This window comes from Pseudomonas sp. S2_E02 (genome assembly GCF_054668355.1).
Window position 1 is genome coordinate 5,129,432 of sequence record NZ_CP162761.1, and the last position, 23,703, is coordinate 5,153,134.

The 23,703-nt window shown below is 59.4% G+C and carries 16 protein-coding genes; 13 read left to right on the forward strand and 3 right to left on the reverse strand.

Features of this window, described 5'->3' with window-relative positions:
• Window positions 1-5 precede the first annotated feature (5 nt).
• Entirely contained in the window at window positions 6-4,850 is a 4,845-nt protein-coding gene (locus AB4O01_RS23030; protein WP_460089661.1) for an RHS repeat domain-containing protein, read from the forward strand.
• 25 nt (window positions 4,851-4,875) lie between these two features.
• Here the strand turns inward: AB4O01_RS23030 and queG are convergent, their stop codons facing one another.
• Window positions 4,876-5,949 carry a tRNA epoxyqueuosine(34) reductase QueG gene (queG, locus tag AB4O01_RS23035; protein ID WP_460089663.1) on the reverse strand — a complete coding sequence of 358 codons (1,074 nt, stop codon included), beginning with the start codon at window positions 5,947-5,949 and terminating at the stop codon, window positions 4,876-4,878.
• A gap of 63 nt (window positions 5,950-6,012) precedes the next feature.
• Here queG and AB4O01_RS23040 point away from each other — a divergent pair, with 63 nt between their 5' ends.
• The 12 genes from AB4O01_RS23040 to AB4O01_RS23095 all read left to right on the forward strand — a co-directional run bounded on the left by AB4O01_RS23040 (window position 6,013) and on the right by AB4O01_RS23095 (window position 21,010).
• Window positions 6,013-7,512: an NAD(P)H-hydrate dehydratase gene (locus AB4O01_RS23040; RefSeq protein WP_460089664.1), complete on the forward strand. Its 1,500-nt coding sequence runs from the start codon at window positions 6,013-6,015 to the stop codon at window positions 7,510-7,512.
• Entirely contained in the window at window positions 7,500-7,970 is a 471-nt protein-coding gene (gene tsaE / locus AB4O01_RS23045; RefSeq protein ID WP_007915806.1) for a tRNA (adenosine(37)-N6)-threonylcarbamoyltransferase complex ATPase subunit type 1 TsaE, read from the forward strand. The genes AB4O01_RS23040 and tsaE overlap by 13 nt, the downstream gene beginning before the upstream one ends.
• Before the next feature lie 57 nt (window positions 7,971-8,027).
• On the forward strand, window positions 8,028-9,401 hold the full coding sequence (locus AB4O01_RS23050) for an N-acetylmuramoyl-L-alanine amidase (protein ID WP_371748301.1): 1,374 nt from the start codon (window positions 8,028-8,030) through the stop codon (window positions 9,399-9,401).
• An 8-nt stretch (window positions 9,402-9,409) separates the two neighbouring features.
• Window positions 9,410-11,311 carry a DNA mismatch repair endonuclease MutL gene (gene mutL, locus AB4O01_RS23055; RefSeq protein WP_175559558.1) on the forward strand — a complete coding sequence of 634 codons (1,902 nt, stop codon included), beginning with the start codon at window positions 9,410-9,412 and terminating at the stop codon, window positions 11,309-11,311.
• On the forward strand, window positions 11,311-12,282 hold the full coding sequence (miaA, locus tag AB4O01_RS23060; protein ID WP_093430180.1) for a tRNA (adenosine(37)-N6)-dimethylallyltransferase MiaA: 972 nt from the start codon (window positions 11,311-11,313) through the stop codon (window positions 12,280-12,282). The genes mutL and miaA overlap by 1 nt, the downstream gene beginning before the upstream one ends.
• A 95-nt stretch (window positions 12,283-12,377) precedes the next feature.
• Window positions 12,378-12,638, forward strand: a complete 261-nt coding sequence (gene hfq, locus AB4O01_RS23065; protein ID WP_007902656.1) for an RNA chaperone Hfq — start codon at window positions 12,378-12,380, stop codon at window positions 12,636-12,638.
• A gap of 12 nt (window positions 12,639-12,650) precedes the next feature.
• Window positions 12,651-13,952, forward strand: coding sequence for a ribosome rescue GTPase HflX (gene hflX / locus AB4O01_RS23070; protein ID WP_093430181.1), 1,302 nt, complete (start codon window positions 12,651-12,653; stop codon window positions 13,950-13,952).
• Window positions 13,953-14,048: 96 nt separating this feature from the next.
• Window positions 14,049-15,221: an FtsH protease activity modulator HflK gene (gene hflK / locus AB4O01_RS23075; RefSeq protein ID WP_186621142.1), complete on the forward strand. Its 1,173-nt coding sequence runs from the start codon at window positions 14,049-14,051 to the stop codon at window positions 15,219-15,221.
• Window positions 15,221-16,090 (forward strand): protease modulator HflC, encoded by an 870-nt coding sequence (gene hflC / locus AB4O01_RS23080; RefSeq protein ID WP_016984784.1) that lies wholly within the window; start codon window positions 15,221-15,223, stop codon window positions 16,088-16,090. The genes hflK and hflC overlap by 1 nt, the downstream gene beginning before the upstream one ends.
• A gap of 313 nt (window positions 16,091-16,403) precedes the next feature.
• Window positions 16,404-17,591, forward strand: a complete 1,188-nt coding sequence (locus AB4O01_RS23085) for an ATP phosphoribosyltransferase regulatory subunit (RefSeq protein ID WP_038360371.1) — start codon at window positions 16,404-16,406, stop codon at window positions 17,589-17,591.
• A 54-nt stretch (window positions 17,592-17,645) separates the two neighbouring features.
• Entirely contained in the window at window positions 17,646-18,935 is a 1,290-nt protein-coding gene (locus AB4O01_RS23090; RefSeq protein WP_007915835.1) for an adenylosuccinate synthase, read from the forward strand.
• Window positions 18,936-19,075: 140 nt separating this feature from the next.
• Entirely contained in the window at window positions 19,076-21,010 is a 1,935-nt protein-coding gene (locus tag AB4O01_RS23095; RefSeq protein WP_460089668.1) for a methyl-accepting chemotaxis protein, read from the forward strand.
• Between the two features lie 109 nt (window positions 21,011-21,119).
• Here the strand turns inward: AB4O01_RS23095 and AB4O01_RS23100 are convergent, their stop codons facing one another.
• Together AB4O01_RS23100 and AB4O01_RS23105 are read right to left on the reverse strand one after the other, a co-directional pair.
• Window positions 21,120-22,685, reverse strand: coding sequence for an ABC transporter permease (locus tag AB4O01_RS23100; RefSeq protein WP_460089670.1), 1,566 nt, complete (start codon window positions 22,683-22,685; stop codon window positions 21,120-21,122).
• Window positions 22,685-23,695, reverse strand: a complete 1,011-nt coding sequence (locus tag AB4O01_RS23105; protein WP_116255796.1) for an extracellular solute-binding protein — start codon at window positions 23,693-23,695, stop codon at window positions 22,685-22,687. The genes AB4O01_RS23100 and AB4O01_RS23105 overlap by 1 nt, the downstream gene beginning before the upstream one ends.
• Between the last annotated feature and the right edge of the window lie 8 nt (window positions 23,696-23,703).

Sequence of the window (23,703 nt, forward strand, 5' to 3'; positions counted from 1 at the left end):
GATGTTTGCTGGCCAAGTTTGCGAGTCAATATCTGGATCTTGAAATAAAAGGACGTTTTTCTATGGAAAGTAATTCATCTTCCGCTGTTCATTCAAGCGCTTTCAATTTCGGTGAGTTTGTTTCCGGAGGTGTTGATCCTCGTACGGGTATGTACACGTGCGCCTTTTCGTTGGGAAAGTTGCACTCGTCGGATCTTAACGGCCCTGAGTTCGCACTTTCACTGAGCTTCAATCCGCTTAATCAGACGGACTTTGGTTTTGGCATTGGTTGGTCTTTGACCCTGACCAATTACGACTTGCGCAGCAAAGTCATGACGCTGTCCAACGGTGAGCGCTACAAGGCTGTAGAAACGTCCACCGGTCTGAAGTTCAAGGAAATGAAGTTGCAAACGGCAAAGGTGCTGGTGACCGGAGCAGGGCGCTATGAAGTTCGCTACAAGGATGGTCGACGTGAACTGCTCAAGGTCCTGGCTGGCACTCAGGTCGCTGTAGCAGAAAAAATAATCGCGGCGAACGGTGTGAGCATCGCTTTGAAGTACGAGTTGTTCAACCAGTTTCCCAGGTTGAGCGAAGTCCGTGACAGCAAACGATGCCTGCTGAAAATCACACGCAGTGCAGGTCAGGTAACGTTGACCCGATATCCCGACACCTCGTCCGGGTCCGAATCCAGGTTGATCTTGAAAAACAGTCGGGTAACGGCAATCGAGCTTCCGGCCGGTAAAGGTTGGGAGCTGGAATATGAAGTGATTGATGACGCCAGCTATTTGCACCGCGTCGTCAATCCATTACGCGGCGTCGAGATCATTCGATACAAGCGGCAGGGTCATGGCTTCGAAAGTGGTGTGGAACGAACACTGCCGTTTGTTATCGCTCACGATACCTACCCTGGGCGCGGCCAGCCCAGACTCTGCAAGACATACACTTACTCCGACCGCAACTTCCTTGGGCAAGGCCTTCTCCCGGCCACGGACAATGACCTGGATCCTCTTTATCTAGCGCCCGGCGATTATGTCTACACCTCGGACGAACAGTTGTTGGTAAGCGGCAGAGTACATACCCGTATTAAACGCACCTACAACAAGTTCCATCTGTTGGTGGCTGAGGTTACAACCTGTGGCGACGCCCAGATCGCCACCGCCACGGAGTATCACTGTTCCGTCATCAAACCCTTCAATGAGCAGGTGGCTCAGTTCCGCATGCCGAAGGTCCAGACAGTGACTCACCTTGATCGGCGCACCCGACAGCAGCGTGTGGAAACCACAACCACCGAATTCGATCACGAAGGCAACTTGCTCAAGCACGTCGAGCCAAGTGGGGTGACGACTGAGACGGAGTTTTATCCGGCAAGTGGTGGAGATAATTGCCCGGAGGATCCGCTGGGTTTCTCCAGGTTCGCGAAAAAGAGGACGGTCACCGCTGCCGCGGCGGATGGTGCTTCGACTGTCACGTATTACGACTATGCGCTACATGCCGCACTGGAAGGTACGGAACTGGCATTTGTGTTACCGGTTGAGGAGCGTTTTTACGAAGTTGTGGAAGGTGTTGAGGTCTTGCGCTCGAAAACCGAGCGCAGTTACCTGAATACGCCCAAGGACCCGCTCAAACACGGGGCCACACAGCAGCAAAGTATCATTCTCAATGATAAAAAAACCTCTACTGAGTTTTCCTATGAACTTGCGGGTGACCGGTTGCGGGTCAAGTCCAGCACACGGGGATTTGACGGCGCGTTGCAGAGCAGTGAGAAGGTGCTTTCGACACTGACCGGATTACCGATGTCGGAGGTCGGTGTCGATGGCGAGCACATCGAACATGAATACGACGCAATCGGCCGGGCAGTGTGCAAAACGGTTGCGGCCGGCACACCTTATGCGGCTGCTACCCGGTGGGTCTATCTGGCCGCCAGCAAACAGCAGCCGGCCACAATGGTGACCACCGATCACGCCGGAGGCGAGCAACGAGTGACCTATGACGGTCTCGAACGTGTGATCACCGTTCAGGAAAAGGACTGCGACCATCCCGACAAGGACGGGCTCATCCCGACTCGCATGCTTTATTCCGCCCTGCATGATTCGGTCGGTCACAAGGTGAAAGTGACGCTGACCGATTGGCGTGATGGCAAGCCCTATCCGCTCAGCACCCGCTACGAATTCGATTCCTGGGGTCAGGTCAACAAGACGCTGCATGCCGATGGGCGTATCGAACACAGCGAGACGGATCCTGTCCTTCGCCAGCAAACCCATTGGCTCCAGGGGATGGGCAAGACACTCACCCTCATCAATGATTTCGGTAAACCGCTCAGTGTCGAGAGCTTCAATCTGAAGAACAAGAGTCTCGGCAAAATCGTTTACACCTATGACGGGTTAGGGCGCACAACCAGCGAGACAGATCCTGTCGGCAATATCACTCGATATGAATACGACGTTTTTGACCGGATAATCCGCAGTGTCCTGCCTGATGCCAGTGCGGTAGTGACCGACTACGCCGAACATAGCGATGCCGGGCTACCGATCGGCATCAAAGTCGGCGACACGGTGTTGGGGCAGCAAACTTATGATGGTCTGGATCGTTTGATACACAGTACCGTAGGCGGACGAAAGTCCGAGGCGGGTTATGAAGCGGGCTTCACTCAGCCGCAGTGGTACAAGAGTGCTGATGGCACAAAAACCGAATTCACTTATTTGCGCGATCTGGGCGGTTTACTGACGGAGCGCAAGTCAGGTGCATTGCTCACGACCCTGACTTACGACCCCGCCAGTGGCAATCCCTTGGCCTGTACCGAAAACGGCAGGGAGCGCAGCTTCACCTATTACCCTTCCGGACGCCTCAAATCCGAAACGACGACCTTCGGCGCTATCACAAAATCAACGTCCAGTACCTGGTCCCTGCAGGGACGACCGATCACCCATGTCGACGTACTCGGAGCCGAAAGCAGATCCGAATACGATAAGCACGGCCGCCTGTTATCCACCTCTCAGGGTTCGTTGAAAACCGAATTCCACTACGCCATCCAGACGGGGATGCTGGACTGGACGAAAACCGAAGAAACGTCGATCAAGCGGCAGATGATCACCCGGTTTGCCTATGACGATATCGGTCGTGAAACCCGCCGTACGTTCGAGATTCAGGGCCAGCCCGACCAGACGCTGGAATCGACTTACACGCTTGCCGGCAAACTGGCGCAGAAAGTCTCCAGGCGCGGCACGCAACTATTGCGCGACGAACAATTCACCTACGATGTGCGCGGGCGACTGATCCAGTACGACTGTGCTGGCACCCAAAAGCCCCGCGATCCGTATGGCAAGGAAATTGTCCAGCAGACGTTCACCTTCGATGCGCTGGATAACATTCTGACCGTGCAGACGAAGTTCCCGCTGGGCATGAATCTGACCACCTTCAGTTATGACAATCCTGATCCTGTACAGCTCAGTGCAGTCAAACATTCCCATGCCGACTATCCACCGGCAGTGACACTGGAATACGACGCCAACGGCAGGATGATCAAGGACGACCAGGCGCGAACCCTGGCCTATGACGCATTCGGACGTCTTGAGCAGTTGTCCAGCGCAGGGGGATCAGTCATTCGTGGCTACCATTACGACGGCTTCGACGATCTGGTCGAACTGTCGCAACCCGACAAGGTGATTACGCAGCGTTACTACCATGCGGGCCGGGTCGCCAATGAGGTGAGTGGTGAAAATTCGTCCAGTGTTGTGCGTCACGGTGGAGCGCTTGTGGGGCAACAGCAGCTCGGTTCGAACGCCGGCGCGCAGCTGTTTGGTACCGATCAGCAGCAAAGCGTGCTGGCAACGCTGGACAAGGAACAGCTCACCGATTGCGCCTACAGCCCTTACGGGCACCGCCCTGCCGAAGGTGGATTGTTCAGCCTGGCAGGGTTCAACGGCGAGCAACTGGATCCGGTGACCGGGTTGTATCTGCTGGGTAACGGTTACAGAGCCTATAGTCCGACACTGATGCGTTTTCTCGCCCCCGACAGCATGAGTCCGTTCGGCGCGGGCGGATTGAATGCCTACAGTTATTGCCTGGGCGACCCTGTCAATCGTGTTGACCCTACCGGACATATATCCTGGCAAACGATCCTGGGCATCGGCCTCAGTATTCTCGGGGTTGTGGCCAGCGTACTGACGATGGGCGCGGCGACGCCATGGGCAGTGGCGGCATTGGGGCTGGCGGTTGCTTCAGGTTTGGCGGGTATCGCCAGCGAGCTGGCCAATGAGCTGGCACCGGGTTCTCAAGCAGGCGAGATATTGGGCTGGATCAGTTTTGGTCTTGGGCTGGCTTCGCTGGGTGCAGGTATGGCAGCGGGTGCAAAAGCTGCAGTGAATGCGGGCAGGAAGATGGCTTCAGCCTTTAGCAAAGGGCTCAGTCCCGATGGCAAGCAAGCAGCCAAAGCGGCAAAACATTTCAAGAAGCCTGGAAAAGGCGCCAAGGCTGCGAGCAAAAAAACCAAGGCACCCGTGGAAACAGTGCCGGATGAACCTTGGCAATTGCACAGGGCCACCGGGACGGATGACGTGCTCAGCGCCACCGGTTATAAAAATTATCAGGATAAGGCTGACGATTTCTACAAACTCATTGAAAGCAATAAGTCCCCCCGCGAAGCAGCTAGGGAGATGACTCTGGCGTACTCGGAATTAGCCAAATACAGCCAAACAAGAAAGTTAACGCATGTTTATATGACGAAGACCACTGGAGGCACGGATCGTATTTACCTTCTAGAGGACAGTGCAACGAGAGTTTGCAAAGTCATTCAGTCGGGCGGCCATTGGTCTAACGGGCAAACCTCCGGAAGAATAAGAGCGGCTGAAAAGATAGATACAACTCGCATGTGAGCAGCCTGATTACGTTACTTGCCCATTATGAGTTTGAAGGTCTGGAGTGCCGTCCCAGTGCCCACTCCACATGTTCCCTGACCAACTCTGACGGATAATCCCGTCGCGCCTTCAACGCTTCCAGCACCGGAATCGTTGAAGGCGCATTGCTCAGCCCCACCGCGAGATTCCTCAACCAGCGCTCATACCCCGCCCGCCGCAACGGCGAACCTTCAGTGCTGCTCAAAAACTTCTCTTCATTCCACAAAAACAGCTCCGCTAATTCGGCATTGTCGAGATTGTGCCGTGGCTTGAAATCGCTTTCCCCTGAGGGCTTGGCGAAGCGGTTCCACGGGCAGACGATCTGGCAGTCATCGCAGCCGAACACACGATTGCCAATCAGCGGCCGCAGATCCTCGGGGATTGCGGTTTTCAGCTCGATGGTCAGATAGGAAATGCAGCGCCGCGCGTCCAGCACGTAGGGACCGACGAAAGCATTGGTCGGGCAAATGTCGAGGCACGCGGTGCAGCGGCCGCAATGTTCAGTGCTGTGCGGTTCATCCACCGGAAGTGGCAGATCGACAAACAACTCGCTCAGGAAGAAATAACTACCGGCCTTGCGATTCAGTACCAGAGTGTTTTTGCCGATCCAGCCCAGCCCGGCCTGTTCGGCGATGGCTTTTTCCAGCACCGGGGCGCTGTCGACAAACGCGCGGAAACCGAACGGGCCGATCTGCGCCTGAATCTTGTCGGCCAATTGCTGCACACGTTTACGGATCAATTTGTGGTAATCGCGGCCCAAGGCATAACGCGACACGTAGGCTTTTTCCGGTTGCGCGAGCATTTGCGCCATTTGCGTGTCGCCGGGCAGGTAGTCCATGCGCAGCGAGACCACGCGCAACGTGCCCGGCACCAGTTCTTCGGGGTGCGAGCGTTTGCTGCCATGGGCGCCCATGTAGTCCATTTCGCCGTGGTAGCCGGCCTCGAGCCAGCGCGCGAGGTGCTGCTCATGCTCGGCCAGATCCAGGCCGCTGATGCCGACTTGCTGGAAGCCCAGCTCGCGGCCCCAATCCTTGATCGATTGGGCGAGGGCGGGCAGGTCTGTGGTGATGGCGGACATGAGACGAGAGAAACCGGAGCTGAGGTGCGTATAATTCTGCCAGACATCGGAGCCCGAAGACGCATGCCGCACACGAAAGATGAATTACCCGACGCGCTGTATGGCGCCGCACAGGTGCGCGAACTCGATGCACGGCTGATTGCCGCCGGTACGCCGGGCTTCGAATTGATGCAGCGCGCGGCCCATGCGACGTGGCGCGCATTGGTGCGACAGTGGCCTTCGGCGACTGAACTGACGGTGCTGGCCGGGCATGGCAACAATGCGGGAGACGGTTATCTGGTTGCGGCCATGGCCCAGCGAGCCGGGTTGCTCGTGCGGGTGTTGGCGGTCGGTGATCCCCGGCAATTGCAGGGCGACGCGGCGTCAGCCCATGCCGAGGCCTCGACGCACGGTGTGGCGATTCAGGGCTGGAGCGCTGACAGCGAGTTGCGCGGGGTCATCCTCGATGCCCTGCTCGGCACCGGCCTGAGCGGCGACGTGCGTGAGCCGTATGCCACCGCGATCAATGCGATCAACGTCAGTGGTTTGCCGGTTGCTGCGGTCGATATCCCTTCCGGATTGTGTGCCGACACTGGGCGAGCGCTGGGTGTCGCGGTCTGTGCCGATCTCACGGTGACCTTTATTGGTCTGAAGCTTGGGCTTTTCACCGGTGACGCGGCGGATCATGTCGGCGCGCTGCTGTTCAACGATTTGCAGGCGCCAGCGGAAACTTACCGTGACATTCCTGTCCGCGCCCAGCAACTCAATGCCGCTAATCTTCCTCGATTGGCGCCGCGCGCGCCGGCGTCGCACAAGGGGCGTTTTGGCCATGTGTTGCTGATCGGTGGCGATCACGGATTTGGCGGGGCGATCCTGCTCAGTACCGAAACGGCGTTGCGCAGCGGCGCGGGCATGGTTTCGCTGGCGACCCGTCCCGAGCATGTGCCAGCAGCCCTGACCCGTGTGCCGGAAGCTATGGTTCTTGGCACCTCATCGGCCAATCAGTTGATGGGTTTGCTGGAAAAAGTCTCGACGCTGGTCGTCGGTCCTGGCCTCGGCCAGGCCAGTTGGGGCCGCGCATTACTGTCGGCGGCGGCCAACGCGGCATTGCCGCAAGTGTGGGATGCCGACGCACTGAACTTGCTGGCGAGTGATTTCGTTCAATTGCCCAAGGATTGCGTGATCACCCCGCATCCGGGCGAAGCAGCGCGTTTGCTGGGCATCAGCACCGCCGACGTGCAGGCGGATCGTCCGGCAGCAGCGTTGGCGCTGAGCAAAAAATATACAGCAGTGGTGGTGTTGAAAGGCGCAGGCAGCCTGATTGCGCATCCCGATGGCCGTTTGGCGCTTTGTCACCAAGGTCATCCGGCCATGGCCACTGCTGGACTCGGCGACGTACTGGCCGGGTTGACCGGTGCGCTGCTGGCGCAGGGCATGGCCGGTTTTGATGCGGCGTGTCTGGCGGTCTGGCTGCACGCCAATGCCGGTCAGCAACAAGGAAAATTCGGCCGTGGGCTGGCGGCCAGTGATCTGATTCCAGCCATTCGTCAGTTGTTGGAGGAGCAAGCACCGTGTCTGAAGTAACCCTGTACCTGGCCGATGAACAGGCCATGAGCGACTTTGGCGCACGGATCGCCCGCGTGACCCAGGGCCATGGCCTGATTTTTCTCGAAGGCAACCTGGGCATGGGCAAAACCACCCTGTCACGGGGCATCATTCGCGGCTTGGGCCATGTTGGTGCGGTAAAAAGTCCGACCTTCACCTTGGTCGAACCCTACGAAATCGGTGACATCCGCGCCTTCCACTTCGACCTGTATCGCCTGGTCGATCCGGAAGAACTGGAGTTTCTCGGCATCCGCGACTACTTCGAAGATGACGCGATGTGCCTGATCGAATGGCCCGATAAAGGTGCAGGCTTTTTGCCAAAGCCTGACCTGACCATTACCATTAGCCCGCAAGACAGCGGGCGTTCGCTGAAAATTTTATCCCAGGGCTCGCGTGGCGAGGCCTGGTGTGCCGCTTTGGCGTTGGAATCCAATTAAATGATGGGGTTAGGTATGCGCTTTCGCGCGTTGGTGGCTGCCGCTGGACTGTTGTTGATGGCAGTGACTGTCAACGCCGTGGCCGATTCAAAGGTCAATAGCGTGCGCCTGTGGCGGGCGCCGGATAACACGCGACTGGTCTTCGACCTGAGCGGCCCGGTGCAGCACAGCGTGTTTACCCTGACCGCGCCGGATCGTCTGGTGATCGACATCAACGGTGCCACCCTCGGTGCACCGCTGAATGTGCAGACCGCAAACACGCCGATCACCGCAATGCGCTCGGCCCAGCGTACGCCGACTGATCTGCGCGTGGTCATCGACCTGAAAAAAGCCGTCACCCCGAAAAGCTTCTCGCTGGCGCCGAACGCGCAGTACGGCAACCGCCTGGTGGTCGACCTGTTCGATAACCCGGCCGACGCCGCACCGCCGCCTGCGCCGACGCCGCAGGTCGCGACTGTGCCAGCGGTGCCGGTAACCCCGACCGAACCGGCAATCAAGTTGCCGCCAGCCCCGGCCGGCAAGCGCGACATTATTGTGGTGATCGACGCCGGCCACGGTGGCGAGGACCCGGGCGCATCCGGTTCGCGCGGTCAGCGTGAGAAAGACGTAGTGCTGCAGATCGCTCGCGAACTGCAGCGTCAGGTCAACGGCATGAAAGGCTTCCGTGCCGAATTGACCCGTACCGGCGACTACTTCATCCCGTTGCGCGGCCGTACCGAAATCGCTCGCAAGAAAGGCGCCGACCTGTTCGTCTCGATTCATGCTGACGCCGCGCCGTCTGCGGCCGCCTTCGGCGCGTCGGTGTTTGCCCTGTCTGATCGCGGCGCAACTTCCGAGACCGCGCGTTGGCTGGCCGACAGCGAAAACCGTTCCGACTTGATCGGTGGTGCCGGCAACGTCAGCCTCGACGACAAGGACCGCATGCTCGCCGGCGTATTGCTCGACCTGTCGATGACCGCCTCGCTGACTTCCAGCCTCAACGTCGGCCAGAAAGTCCTGACCAACATCGGCCGCGTCACGCCGCTGCACAAACAGCGTGTGGAACAGGCCGGGTTCATGGTGTTGAAGTCGCCGGACATCCCGTCGATCCTGGTCGAAACCGGGTTTATCTCCAACGCCAACGAAGCGAACAAACTCTCGGCATCGAGCCACCAGCAAGCGTTGGCCCGCTCGATCAGTAGCGGCGTGCGCCAGTTCTTCCAGCAGAACCCGCCACCGGGCACTTACATCGCCTGGCTGCGTGATTCCGGCAAGATCGCTCAAGGCCCGCGCGATCATCGCGTCGGTCCGGGTGAAACGCTGGCGATGATCGGCGTGCGCTACCAGGTGTCGCCGGCCACGCTGCGCGCTGCCAACAATCTGAAAAGCGATGAGTTGAAAGTCGGTCAGCACTTGACCATTCCTGGCACCGAACTGGCGTCCAAAGAATGAACGAAGTGCTGAACGCTGCTGCCCGTATCGAACTGCTCAGCCCACGGCTGGCGAACCAGATCGCCGCCGGTGAGGTGGTTGAACGTCCGGCCTCGGTGATCAAGGAACTGCTGGAAAACAGCCTCGATTCCGGCGCCAAGCGTATTGATGTCGATGTCGAGCAGGGCGGGGTCAAGTTGCTGCGGGTGCGTGACGATGGCAGCGGCATCTCTGCCGATGACCTGCCGCTGGCCCTGGCCCGTCACGCCACCAGCAAGATTCGCAACCTGGAAGACCTTGAGCAGGTGATGAGCCTCGGTTTCCGGGGTGAGGCGCTGGCCTCGATCAGCTCCGTGGCGCGCCTGACGCTGACCTCGCGTACTCGCGATGCCGATCAAGCGTGGCAAGTCGAAACCGAAGGCCGCGACATGGCGCCTCGGGTGCAACCGGCAGCGCATCCGGTCGGCACTTCCGTGGAAGTTCGCGACCTGTTCTTCAACACCCCGGCGCGACGCAAATTCCTCAAGACCGAAAAAACCGAGTTCGATCACCTGCAAGAAGTGATCAAGCGTCTGGCGCTGGCGCGTTTCGACGTGGCTTTCCATCTGCGGCATAACGGCAAGACCATTCTCAGCCTGCACGAAGCCCACGATGACGCGGCCCGCGCCCGGCGTGTGGCGGCGATCTGCGGTTCGGGTTTCCTCGAGCAGGCGCTGCCGATCGAGATCGAGCGCAACGGCTTGCACCTGTGGGGCTGGGTTGGTTTGCCGACCTTCAACCGCAGTCAGGCGGATCTGCAGTATTTCTTTGTGAATGGCCGGGCGGTGCGCGACAAACTTGTGGCTCACGCCGTGCGTCAGGCCTATCGCGACGTGCTGTTCAACGGCCGTCACCCGACGTTTGCGCTGTTTTTTGAAGTCGATCCGGCGGCGGTCGACGTCAACGTGCACCCGACCAAACACGAAGTGCGCTTCCGTGACGGGCGCATGGTGCATGACTTCCTTTATGGCACGTTGCACCGTGCTTTGGGCGACGTGCGTCCGGAAGATCAGCTTGCCGGTTCCGTGACCACAGCTGTTGTGCGGCCAACGGGCCTCGATGCCGGTGAGTTCGGCCCGCAGGGTGAAATGCGTCTGGCGGCCAATGCGCTGCTGGAGCAACCGCAGGCACAACCGGCGTTCAATACCTCGTCCGGCGCCAGCGCTGGCGGGGCTTACCAGTATCAATACACGCCACGCCCACAATCAGCGGTACCGCCGGCTGCCGAGGCTCAGGCTGCGTATCGCGAGTTTTTCGCGCCGCTGCCTGAGGCTAATGCCAACGCGCTGCCGGCCGGGCAGGAAGATATTCCTCCGCTGGGTTATGCCTTGGCGCAGTTGAAAGGTATCTACATTCTTTCCGAAAACGCCCAAGGGCTGGTGCTGGTGGACATGCACGCTGCTCACGAGCGGATCATGTACGAACGCCTGAAAATCGCCATGGCCAGCGAGGGCCTCAGTGGGCAGCCATTGTTGGTGCCTGAATCCCTGGCCGTTAGCCAGCGCGAGGCCGATTGCGCTGAAGAGCACGCGGCATGGTTCCAGCGTCTGGGGTTCGAGCTGCAGCGTCTGGGCCCGGAAACCCTGGCGATCCGCCAAATCCCGGCGTTGTTGAAACAGGCCGAAGCCAACCGTCTGGTCGGCGATGTCCTGTCGGACTTGATGGAGTACGGCACCAGCGACCGGATTCAGGCACACCTCAACGAGTTGCTCGGCACCATGGCCTGCCACGGCGCGATCCGCGCCAACCGGCGTTTGGCCCTGCCGGAAATGAACGGCCTGCTACGCGACATGGAAAACACCGAGCGCAGCGGTCAATGCAACCATGGCCGACCGACCTGGACCCAATTGGGCCTGGACGATCTGGACAAACTGTTTCTGCGCGGTCGTTGATGAGCCAGCTTCCTCCAGCGATTTTCCTGATGGGCCCGACCGCTGCGGGCAAGACCGATCTGGCCATCGAGCTGACCAAGGTGCTGCCGTGCGAGTTGATCAGTGTCGATTCAGCGCTGGTCTATCGCGGCATGGACATCGGCACCGCCAAGCCTTCGAAAGAACTGCTGGCCGAATATCCGCACCGCTTGATCGATATTCTCGACCCGGCTGAGGCTTATTCGGCTGCGGATTTCCGGCGCGATGCCCTGCAAGCCATGGCCGAGATCACCGCGCGCGGAAAAATTCCGCTGCTGGTCGGCGGTACGATGCTCTATTACAAGGCTTTGGTCGAAGGTCTGGCGGATATGCCAGCGGCCGATGCCGATGTTCGCGCCCAGATCGAAGAAGAGGCTGCACGCCTCGGTTGGCAAGCCTTGCACGATCAATTGGCGAGCATTGACCCGGTGTCAGCGGCGCGGATTCACCCGAACGATCCGCAGCGCTTGAGTCGCGCGCTGGAAGTTTATCGAGTCAGCGGTCAGAGCATGACCGAGCTGCGTCAGCAACAATCTGCGCAAAGTACTGAAGCAGCCGCTTCGGGACTGCAACAATTGCCCTATACTGTCGCGAACTTGGCCATTGCCCCGGCGAATCGTCAGGTATTGCACGAGCGCATTAAACAAAGATTCACAAATATGTTGGAACAGGGGTTCCTCGACGAGGTCGTAGCCCTGCGTAAAAGAAGTGACCTGCATTCGGGGTTGCCGTCTATACGTGCGGTAGGCTACCGCCAAGTCTGGGACTACCTGGATGGCAAGCTGACGTTGGCCGAAATGCAGGAGCGCGGCATTATCGCCACGCGCCAATTGGCCAAACGCCAGTTCACCTGGCTGCGCAGCTGGGAAGATATACACTGGCTGGACAGTCTTGATTGCGACAATCTGCCACGCGCCTTGAAATACCTTGGGACCATCTCCATATTGAGCTGAGTCCTTGCAATTGCCGTCTATCCTTGGGGGTGTGGCGGCCAAAGCCATCTGAATTACCTATTTTTTATTATTGAATCCTTAAAGGAGTGCGGCACATGTCAAAAGGGCATTCGCTACAAGACCCTTACTTGAATACTTTACGTAAAGAGAAAGTTGGGGTTTCCATCTACCTGGTCAACGGTATCAAACTGCAAGGCACGATCGAGTCGTTCGACCAATTCGTGATCCTGCTGAAAAACACCGTAAGCCAGATGGTTTACAAACACGCTATCTCGACAGTAGTGCCGGTTCGTCCAATTCGTCTGCCTAGCGCAACCGAATCCGAAGCAGGTGACGCTGAGCCAGGTAACGCCTGATAGGAGTCTCCTTTGTTCTTTGAGCGCCACGGTGGTGGTGAACGAGTGATCCTCGTTCACTTGGATGGACAGGACCCTGAGGCGCGCGAAGATCCGCAGGAGTTTCAGGAATTGGCTAATTCGGCCGGCGCCGAGACCGTTGCGTTTTTTAACGTGCCGCGTCATCGGCCAACCGCCAAATTTCTGATCGGCAGCGGCAAGGTCGAGGAACTGCGCGACCTGGTCAAGGCTGAAGAAGCCGATCTGGTGATTTTCAATCACATCCTCACGCCCAGTCAGGAACGTAACCTCGAACGTGTTTTCGAGTGTCGCGTGATCGACCGTACCGGTCTGATTCTCGATATTTTCGCCCAACGCGCCCGTACCCATGAAGGCAAGCTCCAGGTCGAACTGGCCCAGCTTGACCACATGAGCACGCGGCTGGTTCGCGGCTGGACTCACCTTGAGCGTCAGGGTGGCGGCATCGGCATGCGCGGCCCGGGTGAGACCCAACTGGAAACCGACCGCCGTTTGCTGCGGGTCCGCCTGCGCCAGATCAAGGGGCGGCTGGAGAAGGTGCGCAGCCAGCGCGAGCAATCGCGACGTGGCCGCTCCCGTGCGGATATCCCTACCGTGTCTTTGGTGGGATATACCAACGCCGGCAAATCGACACTCTTCAACAATGTGACGAAATCCGATGTTTACGCGGCCGACCAGTTGTTCGCCACACTGGACCCGACGCTGCGCCGTCTGGATCTGGACGACCTGGGGCCGATTGTTCTGGCGGATACGGTAGGCTTCATTCGTCACCTGCCGCACAAGCTGGTCGAAGCATTTCGGTCTACCCTCGAAGAGTCGGCCAACTCCGACCTGTTGTTGCACGTGATCGATGCGGCCGAACCGGATCGCATGTTGCAGATCGAGCAGGTGATGGTGGTGCTGGGCGAGATTGGTGCCCAGGACTTGCCGATACTCGAGGTCTATAACAAACTCGATTTGCTTGAAGGCGTTGAGCCACAAATCCAGCGCGACGAAAACGGCAAGCCCCAGCGGGTCTGGCTTTCGGCACGTGATGGCAGTGGTCTGGAATTGCTTGAACAAGCCATTGCCGAATTGCTCGGCAGTGATTTGTTCATCGGCACACTGCGTTTGCCGCAACGATTCGCCAGACTGCGTGCGCAGTTTTTCGAACTCGGTGCGGTGCAGAAAGAAGAGCATGACGAAGAAGGCATCAGCCTGCTGGCCGTTCGTTTGCCCCGGGTCGAGCTGAATCGACTGGTAAGCCGCGAAGGATTGCAGCCGATGGAATTCATCGAGCAACACACTTTGCAATAAAAGCCTGAAGAAGCGGTTGTGCCGTAACGGCAGGCATTCTGTAGCATTGGTCGGCGCGCCGTGGGTGCGTCTTTGCTTTATCAGATGGAGAGCGCTATGGCTTGGAATGAGCCGGGTGGCAACTCGAATAATCAGGATCCTTGGGGTGGCAAACGCCGCAATAACGGCGACCGCAAGGGGCCACCGGATCTCGACGAGGCCTTCCGAAAGCTGCAGGAAAGCCTGAACGGGTTGTTCGGTGGTGGTAAGAAACGCGGTGGTGATGACGGCGGTGGTTCGGGCAGGAGCGGTGGCGGCTTCGGCGGTCTGCTCGGCATCGGCCTCGTCGTGCTGGCGGCTGTCTGGCTGTACAGCGCGGTCTACGTGGTGGACGAGCAGGAGCAAGCCGTGGTGCTGCGCTTCGGCAAGTACTACGAGACTGTTGGCCCGGGCCTGAATATCTACTTCCCGCCGATCGATAAAAAGTACATGGAAAACGTCACGCGTGAGCGTGCGTACACCAAGCAGGGCCAGATGCTGACCGAAGACGAGAACATCGTCGAAGTGCCGCTGACCGTGCAGTACAAGATCAGCAACCTGCAGGACTTCGTGCTGAACGTCGATCAGCCGGAAATCAGTCTGCAGCATGCGACTGACAGTGCCTTGCGCCACGTGGTGGGTTCCACCGCCATGGACCAGGTGCTGACCGAAGGTCGTGAATTGATGGCCAGCGAAATCAAGGAGCGTCTGCAACGCTTCCTCGATACCTATCGCACCGGTATCACCGTCACTCAGGTCAACGTACAGAGCGCAGCGGCACCGCGTGAAGTGCAGGAAGCCTTCGATGACGTGATCCGCGCCCGTGAAGACGAGCAGCGTTCGCGCAACCAGGCTGAAACCTACGCCAACGGCGTCGTGCCGGAAGCCCGTGGTCAGGCCCAGCGCATCCTCGAGGATGCCAACGGTTATCGCGACGAAACGGTCTCGCGCGCCAAGGGTGAGGCCGATCGCTTTACCAAGCTGGTCGCCGAGTACCGCAAGGCACCTGAGGTTACCCGCCAGCGTCTGTACCTGGACACAATGCAGGAAGTCTTCAGCAATACCAGCAAGGTACTCGTGACCGGCAACAAGAACGGCCAGAGCAACTTGCTTTACCTGCCGTTGGACAAAATGATTCAGAACAGTTCGGGCAGCAATGCACCGGTCACCGGTTCGGCTGCCGCCAACAACACGGACGTCACGCCGCATGTCACTGACCTGCCGCAGTCGCGCACAAGGGAGACCCGCTGATGAGCAATAAATCGCTGATCGCCCTGATCGTTGGCGTTGTTGTGGTACTGGTGGGCTGGAACTGCTTCTACATCGTGGCTCAGACCGAGCGTGCGGTGCTGCTGCAATTCGGTCGCGTGGTTCAGGCCGATGTTCAGCCAGGCCTGCATGTGAAAGTGCCTTACGTTAACCAGGTGCGTAAATTCGACGCACGTCTGATGACGCTGGATGCACCGACACAGCGTTTCCTGACCCTGGAAAAGAAAGCCGTGATGGTCGATGCCTATGCCAAGTGGCGCGTGAAAGATGCCGAGCGCTTCTACACCGCAACTTCCGGCCTCAAGCAAATCGCCGACGAGCGTCTGTCCCGTCGTCTGGAATCCGGTCTGCGTGACCAGTTCGGTAAGCGCACCCTGCACGAGGTGGTGTCGGGTGAGCGTGACGCACTGATGGCTGACATCACCGCTTCGCTGAACAAAATGGCGGAAAAAGAGCTGGGTATCGAAGTTGTCGATGTCCGGGTCAAGGCCATCGATCTGCCGAAAGAAGTAAACCGCAGTGTGTTCGAACGTATGAGCACCGAGCGTGAGCGTGAAGCTCGCGAGCACCGCGCCAAGGGTAACGAGCTGGCTGAAGGCATCCGTGCCGACGCCGATCGTCAACGCCGCGTGCTGCTGGCTGAAGCCTATCGTGAGTCCGAAGAGGTTCGCGGTGATGGTGATGCCCAGGCCGCTGCGATCTACTCCAAGGCCTACGGTCAGGATCAGGAGTTCTACAGTTTCTATCGTAGCCTGCGCGCCTACCGTGAAAGCTTCGCGAACAAATCCGACGTATTGGTCCTCGACCCAAGCAGCGACTTTTTCCACTACCTGGAAAAGGCCAAGCCTTGATACGCCGTTGACCTGAATCATTCCGCCCGGCGGCTAAAACCTCGGGCGGGGTGATCCTTTGGGAAAACGTGTGTATGATGCGGCAGCCGGGAAATTCCCGGCTTTTTTGCGTCTGCACGTTTGATTGCTGTTTTTTGTTGCAGGCATCGGGTTGAATGGCCCGAGAGTATTTCGAGGAAAGTGATGGGCGAAGCCGGTAACAGGCCTTTCGCCGCGTCGTTCATGCGCGTGCGTTTTGAACGGTTCGGTCATTTTCTGCTTCACTCAAGGCTCGCCCGCAGGCTGGCCGCCCGGATCAAAGGGGAATGGCGTAATGGCAACGGTAGACCGCTGGCTGCTGCCAGATGGCATCGAAGAAGTACTGCCACCGGAAGCGGCGCGCATTGAAGTCGCGCGTCGTCAGGTGTTGGATCTGTTCCAGAGCTGGGGTTACGAGTTTGTCGTGACTCCCCATATCGAGTACCTGGAATCCCTGCTGACCGGCGCGGGCCAGGATCTGGATCTGCGTACCTTCAAGGTCATCGACCCGCAATCGGGCCGGCAGATGGGTTTCCGTGCCGACATCACGCCGCAAGTGGCGCGTATCGATGCGCACACCCTGCGTCGCGAAGGTCCGAGCCGTCTGTGCTACGCCGGCAGTGTGCTGCATGCTCAGCCGCGTGCACTGTCGTCCTCGCGAAGCCCGATCCAGTTGGGCGCCGAGTTGTACGGCGACGCCAGCCCGAGCAGCGACGTTGAAGTGATCAGCCTGATGCTGGCCATGCTGCAACTGGCCGATGTGCCGGATGTGCACATGGACCTTGGTCATGTCGGCATCTATCGTGGTCTGGCGCGTGCCGCCGGTCTGTCCGGTGAAGTCGAACAGCAGTTGTTCGATGCGCTGCAACGCAAAGCCATCGACGAGGTCATTACCTTGACCGAAGGCTTGCCGGCCGACTTGTCCGGCATGCTGCGTGCGCTGGTTGATCTGTGTGGCGGCCGTGAAGTCTTAAGCGCTGCCCGTGAGCGTCTGGCCAATGCGCCGGCGCCGGTTCTGGCAGCACTGGAAGATTTGCTGGCGATCGCCGAGCGCCTCTCGGCGCGTTTCCCGGACCTGCCGTTGTACTTCGACCTGGGCGAGCTGCGTGGCTACCACTACCACACCGGTGTGGTGTTCGCGGTGTTCGTGCCGGGCGTTGGCCAGTCCATCGCTCAGGGCGGTCGCTACGACGACATCGGCGCGGATTTTGGCCGCGCCCGTCCAGCGACAGGCTTCTCCACCGATTTGAAAACCCTGGTGACCCTGGGGCGTGCTGAGATCGAGCTACCGTCTGGCGGTATCTGGATGCCTGACAGTACGGATGCGGCACTCTGGCAGCAGGTTTGCCAGTTGCGCAGTGAGGGTCAGCGTGTCGTTCAGGCTTTGCCTGGGCAACCTTTGGCCGCCGCCCGTGATGCGGACTGCGACCGGCAATTGATTCAGCAGAACGGGCTTTGGCAAGTATCGCCACTGGCTTCTTGAGTTTTCCTGCCGGCCATCGCCGGCACCAAGTTTGCGCGAATGAGGACAAGTGTTATGGGTAAGAATGTCGTAGTCCTGGGCACCCAATGGGGTGATGAGGGCAAAGGCAAGATCGTTGATCTGCTGACCGAACATGCTGCCGCCGTAGTGCGCTACCAAGGTGGCCACAACGCTGGCCACACACTGGTGATCGACGGCGAGAAAACCGTCCTGCACCTGATCCCGTCGGGCGTGCTGCGCGAAGGCGTGCAGTGCCTGATCGGCAACGGCGTGGTGGTTGCACCTGACGCCCTGCTGCGCGAGATCACCAAGCTGGAAGAGAAAGGCGTACCGGTGCGTGAGCGTCTGCGTATCAGCCCGTCCTGCCCGCTGATCCTGTCCTTCCATGTGGCGCTGGACCAGGCCCGTGAAAAGGCCCGTGGCGAGCTGAAGATCGGTACCACCGGTCGCGGCATCGGCCCGGCTTACGAAGACAAGGTTGCTCGTCGTGGCCTGCGTGTTGGCGACCTGCTGAACATGCCGCGCTTCGAAGACAAGCTGCGTGAACTGGTGGATTACCACAACTTCATGCTGGTCGGTTACTACAAAGAGCCAGCCATCGAGTTCGAGAAGACCCTGGCCGAGTGCAAGGAATACGCTGAGCTGCTCAAGCCGCTGATGCTCGACGTCACCGCTGAGCTGCACGACCTGCGTCGCGCCGGCAAAGACATCATGTTCGAAGGTGCCCAGGGTTCGTTGCTCGACATCGACCACGGTACCTACCCGTACGTGACCAGTTCCAACACCACTGCCGGTGGCGTAGCGACTGGTTCCGGCGTTGGCCCGATGTTCCTGGACTACATCCTGGGCATCACCAAGGCCTACACCACTCGCGTCGGTTCGGGTCCATTCCCGACTGAGCTGTTCGACGACGTCGGCGCGCACCTGGCCAAACAAGGTCACGAGTTCGGTGCGACCACCGGCCGTGCCCGTCGTTGTGGCTGGTTCGACGCCGTTATCCTGCGTCGCGCTATCGATGTGAACAGCATTTCGGGTATCTGCCTGACCAAGCTGGACGTACTCGACGGTCTGGAAACCATCAACATCTGCGTTGGCTATAAAGACGCCGAAGGCAATGCCGTTGCTCCGACCGACGCTGACAGCTACGTAGGCCTGCAGCCTGTGTACGAAGAAGTGCCGGGCTGGACCGAATCGACCGTGGGCGCCAAGACCCTGGAAGAGCTGCCAGCTAACGCTCGCGCCTACATCAAACGCGTTGAAGAGTTGATCGGCGCGCCGATCGACATTATTTCGACGGGCCCGGACCGCAACGAAACTATCGTTCTGCGTCATCCGTTTGCTTGATAAGTCGTTGATGTAAAAACACAAAGGCCCCTTCATCGGGGCCTTTGTCGTTTATGCCTGTTGGACGGCATGACCTTTGCTGTGAATCTGTCTACAAGAGTGCCATCAAATTAATGGCGTCAGAAGTAGAGGTATTCACAGTGTCGGCCGTTCTCTCACTGTTACAAAGCCGTTTGTTGCGCCCCGTGTTCGGTACCCTTGGTATCGCCCTTTTGGTGCAAGTGTTGGTGGCCGTTGCCCTGACGCGGAGCACCGTCACGGCGCTGGAAGCTGACTTGGCGGTGCGCCTCGGCGCCGACAGCCAGAAGCTCTCCGGTGAACTGGAGCAGGCCGGGCGTGAAGTCACCTCGAGCCTCGATGCCTTGTCCGCCAGTACTCGTCAGCGGCTTACCGCCGGCCTGTCTTCGCGCCTGAAAGAAGAGCAGGCGCAACTGCGTGCGACGCTGGAAAAGGATCTGAAAGATTCGGCCAATGACATGGCGCAGTTACTGGCCTCTGTAGCCCCGCGTGCCATGTGGGACAGCGACGTACCGACCCTGTCCGAGTTCGCCCGCCGTGCCCAGCGCAATCCCAATGTGTTGTTCGTGGTCTACGACGACGCCACCGGCCAGCACCTGACCCGCTATCTCAATCGCGAAAACCCGATCAACAAGGCCTTGCTGGAAAAGGGCCAGGGCGAGCGTGCACTGGATAAAGTGCTGGATGCGGCGAAAAACGATCCATCGGTTTACTACCTTGAAGCCTCGATCAATCCCAATGGCGTGGAAATCGGCAAGGTGCTGATGGGCGTTTCCACGGCGTCGGTGGAAACCGATCTGGCGGCACTGGACAAGCGCTTCTCAGCGCTGATCGCGAGCAGTGATCAACTGGTCGGCGACAGCCTCAAGGGCGCTGCAGCGGACAGTGCCAATGCCATGCAGGCGCGCCTGCAATCGGCGCAGTCAACCGCTGTCGAGATGAAAGCCAATACCGCCAATACTGTTCAAGAAGCGGCAGCCACCCTGCGTTGGCGGATCGGCATGGGCCTGGCGTTGGTCGGTTTTGGCGTGCTGCTGTTACTGGCCGTCGTGCTCGGCCATCGCGTGGTCAATCGCCTGAAAATGCTCAACGCTGCGATGGATGACCTGGCGGCGGGCGAGGGCGACCTGACCAAGCGTGTGCAGATCAACAGCAAAGACGAAATCGGCGACATGGCCTCGGCGGTCAACCGCTTTGTGGATAAGTTGCAGCCAATCGTGCGCGAAGCGGGCGATGTCGCGCAGCGTACCGGCGTCGAAATCGGCGCAATGACGCTGCGCAATGCCGGTGCCGATGCGGCGGCGGGCATGCAGCGTGATGAAGTGGCGGAGAGTCTGCGCGCGCTGTCGCAAATGGCTGATGAGGCGCAGTCGGAAAGCCATGCGATGCAAGCGGCTTTGAAACAGGTTGTGGATATTCGCCAGGCCACCGACGAAAACACCCGGACGTCCGCCAAGGTCGGCAGCCTGATCGAGGCGCTGGCGGGGCAAGTCGATACCGGCGCGAAAGTCATCGAGCGGCTGGCTCAGCAGAGTGAGCAGATTGAGGTGGTGCTGACGGTGATTCACGGGATTGCCGAGCAGACCAATCTGCTGGCTCTCAACGCGGCGATTGAAGCGGCACGTGCTGGCGAGACCGGGCGTGGATTCGCCGTTGTTGCCGACGAGGTGCGTGCGTTGGCGAGCAAGACGCAAAGCTCCACCGGCGATATTCAGGCGCACATCGTGGCATTGCAGCAGGGCGCTCGTGAGGCGGTCGAAGCGATCGGCCAGGCCGGGCGTCAGGCCAGCGAAGGTTTACTGGTGTTGCGTGACAGTGCGCGCTTGCAGCAGTCGGTACAGGTCTCGGTCGAGCAGGTGCATGCGGCGATTGGCTTGGCAACGCAGGCTGCTGCGCATCAGGCGCAGGGTGCGCAGGCTGTGCGTGGGCGCGTCGAGACAATTCATGCGCAGGCCGAGAAAGCGGCGCAGGCGGTGGTGGAGACCACTGCGAGTGGCAAGGTGCTGGATGGTTTGGCAGCGCAGCTCAAGGCTAGTCTGGGGCAGTTCAGGGCTTGAGGTTGTCTGGGCGGGCCTCTTCGCGAGCAGGCTCGCTCCCACATTAGATCGCGTTCCTCTGATGGAACTCGGTCAACATGTGGGAGCGAGTCTGCTCGCGAAAGCAGTATCAGCGGCTCAGATACATCCGGGTCGTCAGTAAATAAACCGGCAGCCCCGACACCAAAATCAACAACGCCGCATAAGGCGCCGCCGCCGCAAATTCGACATTTGCAGTATGCGCCCACACTTCCGTTGCCAGCGTATTGAGCCCGGTCGGACTCAGTAGCAACGTCGCCGTCAATTCCTTCATCGCATCCAGAAACACCAGCGCAAACGCCGCGCCCAATGCCGGGAAGATGATCGGCAACGTCACTCGGCAAAACGCCGTGACCGACGAGGCGCCCAGCGTTCGCGCAGCCTCTTCCAGTTGCGGTGCCGCCTTGTTCAGTGCCGTGCGAATCGGCGCCTGCGCCAATGGCAGAAACAGCAGCGCATAAGCGATCAGCAGCAACCCCGAAGTCTGGTACAGCGCCGGCACGTAGTGCAGGGCGAAATACACCAGCGTCAGCGCAATCACCAGGCCCGGCAGCGCATGCAGCAGATACGGCAAGCGCTCGGCCCAGATCGCCAGTTGACCTTTGTAACGCACCACCAACAAGCCGACCGGCACGGCCAGCACCAGACACAGCGCAGCTCCGCCAAGAGAAAGTGCCAGAGAAGAAAGCAGGGCTTCAGTGATCGCTGCTACCGGGAATGCTGCGGATGAACCGACCGCCAGCCAATACGCCAACATCCCCAGCGGAATCCCGCTGCCGACAATTGCCAGCATCAGGCAATACAGCTGACCGACCGTGGCCCATGGTCCTAGCCGAACCTGTTCAGCTTGGCGCGCGGCACCTTGTCCGGTGCGCACATGCCGAGCTTTGCCGCGTACGCGCAGCTCCAGCCACAACAACACCAGACACAGCGCCAGCAGCACGGCGGAAAGCATCGCCGCGTTGGCGTTACTGAACTCCAGTTCGAATTGCTGATAGATCGCCGTGGTGAAGGTTTGCAGGCCGATGATCGACAGTGCGCCGAACTCCACCAGCATGTGCAAGGCAATCAATAGCGAGCCGGCCAATAGCGAAGGCCAGAGCAGCGGCAGGGTCACGCGGAAAAATACGCCCCAGCGATTCTGCCCAAGGGTGCGCGCCGACTCTTCAAGGGAGGGGTCGAGATTGCGCAGAGTTGCCGCCACCGGCAGGAAGATCAACGGATACTTCGACAGGCTCATCACCAGAATTGCCCCGCCAAGCCCTTCGAACTGCGCGCTCAGCGAAACCCAGGTGAAGCTGCTGACAAACGCCGGCACCGCGAACGGCAGGCACAGGATCACGCCCCATAGGCGACGCCCTGGCAAATTGCTGCGTTCCAGCAGCCAGGCCAGCGACAGACCAATCACGCCGCAGGAGAGGGTTACGCCAACCATCAACGCCAACGTGTTGCGCAACAGGCCGAACACATACGGGCGCCACAACAAATGCAACGCCTCGGCCCAGCCGGCCTGCCAGGCCTTGAGCCCGACATAGGCCAGCGGCAACAGGCTCAGCACCACCAGTAACAACACCGGCAGCACCAGCCAGATTGATGGCCGCTTGCGTTTTGGCACGTAACCCCCGCGCATGGCGGGGGCGGATAACGATGCGGTCATCAGTTCAAGCCAACTTCGCGTTCCAACTCCAGCGCTTCTTCGGCATTGCCCAGATCGGCCGGGGTCACGTTCGGCGCTTCCAGTTCGCTGAACGGCTTGAGCCCGCGATCCGATTCCATACCCTTGTGCAGCGGGTATTCGGCGGTGGTCTGGGTGATCACGCGCTGACCTTCTTCGCTGGCCATATAGGCGAGGAATTGCTGGGCTTCTTTTGGATGTTTGCTGGATTTCAACACGGCAGCGCTCGACACGGTGATCAAGCCACCGACGTCGCCACCGGTGAAGTAATGCAGTTTCGAGTCGAGTTTGCCTTTCTCGCGCTGCAGGGCGAACCAGTAGTAGTTGTTCACCAGCACGGTGGCGACTTCACCGTTTTCCACGGCTTTGAGCGCAACCATGTTGTTGCTGTAGGTCTTGCCGAAGGCGCGCAGGCCGGTCAGCCACTCTTCGGCGGCCTCGCGACCGTGCATTTTGATGATGGCCACGGCTTGTTCCTGAAACGCGCCGCTGGTTGGCACGAAGCCGACTTTGCCTTGCCACTGTGGATCGGCAAAATCCAGCACTGATTTTGGCAGGTCTTTTTCGTCGACCAGTTTCGGGTTGTAAGCGACCACGCGAACGCGTGCCGTCACGCCAATCCAGGTGCCGTTAGCTGCGACGTATTTTTCCGGCAGCACGGCCAAAGTGGCGTCATCGGCCTTGGCCAGCAGGCCTTGTTCGCCGAGATTGTTCAACGGTGGCGATTCTTCGGTGTAGATCACGTCGGCAGGGGAGCGGTCGCCTTCTTCGATGATCTGGCTGGCGAGCTGATTGCTGCTGCCTTTGCGCACGTTGACGTGAATGCCGGTCTTGGCTTCGAAGGCTTTGGCGATCGCGTCGCCGACTTCCTTGTGCTGGCCGTTATAGAGAGTCAGGGAAACCGCATCGGCAGCCTGGGTGAGGGGAGTGGCGAGCGCCAGGCCGAGGAAGGTGAAGGTCAGGCCTCGGCGCAGGGTATTTCGAAACGTCATTCGCGGGG

What these genes read in the sequence shown, in the direction of transcription:
- hflC (WP_016984784.1), top strand. Translation starts at nt 15,221, where the DNA reads ATGAGCAATAAATCGCTGATCGCCCTGATCGTTGGCGTTGTTGTGGTA.
- AB4O01_RS23090 (WP_007915835.1), top strand. Translation starts at nt 17,646, where the DNA reads ATGGGTAAGAATGTCGTAGTCCTGGGCACCCAATGGGGTGATGAGGGC.
- queG (WP_460089663.1), bottom strand. Translation starts at nt 5,949, where the DNA reads ATGTCCGCCATCACCACAGACCTGCCCGCCCTCGCCCAATCGATCAAG.
- AB4O01_RS23100 (WP_460089670.1), bottom strand. Translation starts at nt 22,685, where the DNA reads ATGACCGCATCGTTATCCGCCCCCGCCATGCGCGGGGGTTACGTGCCA.
- AB4O01_RS23085 (WP_038360371.1), top strand. Translation starts at nt 16,404, where the DNA reads ATGGCAACGGTAGACCGCTGGCTGCTGCCAGATGGCATCGAAGAAGTA.
- hflK (WP_186621142.1), top strand. Translation starts at nt 14,049, where the DNA reads ATGGCTTGGAATGAGCCGGGTGGCAACTCGAATAATCAGGATCCTTGG.
- AB4O01_RS23105 (WP_116255796.1), bottom strand. Translation starts at nt 23,695, where the DNA reads ATGACGTTTCGAAATACCCTGCGCCGAGGCCTGACCTTCACCTTCCTC.
- hfq (WP_007902656.1), top strand. Translation starts at nt 12,378, where the DNA reads ATGTCAAAAGGGCATTCGCTACAAGACCCTTACTTGAATACTTTACGT.
- AB4O01_RS23050 (WP_371748301.1), top strand. Translation starts at nt 8,028, where the DNA reads ATGGCAGTGACTGTCAACGCCGTGGCCGATTCAAAGGTCAATAGCGTG.
- AB4O01_RS23040 (WP_460089664.1), top strand. Translation starts at nt 6,013, where the DNA reads ATGCCGCACACGAAAGATGAATTACCCGACGCGCTGTATGGCGCCGCA.
- miaA (WP_093430180.1), top strand. Translation starts at nt 11,311, where the DNA reads ATGAGCCAGCTTCCTCCAGCGATTTTCCTGATGGGCCCGACCGCTGCG.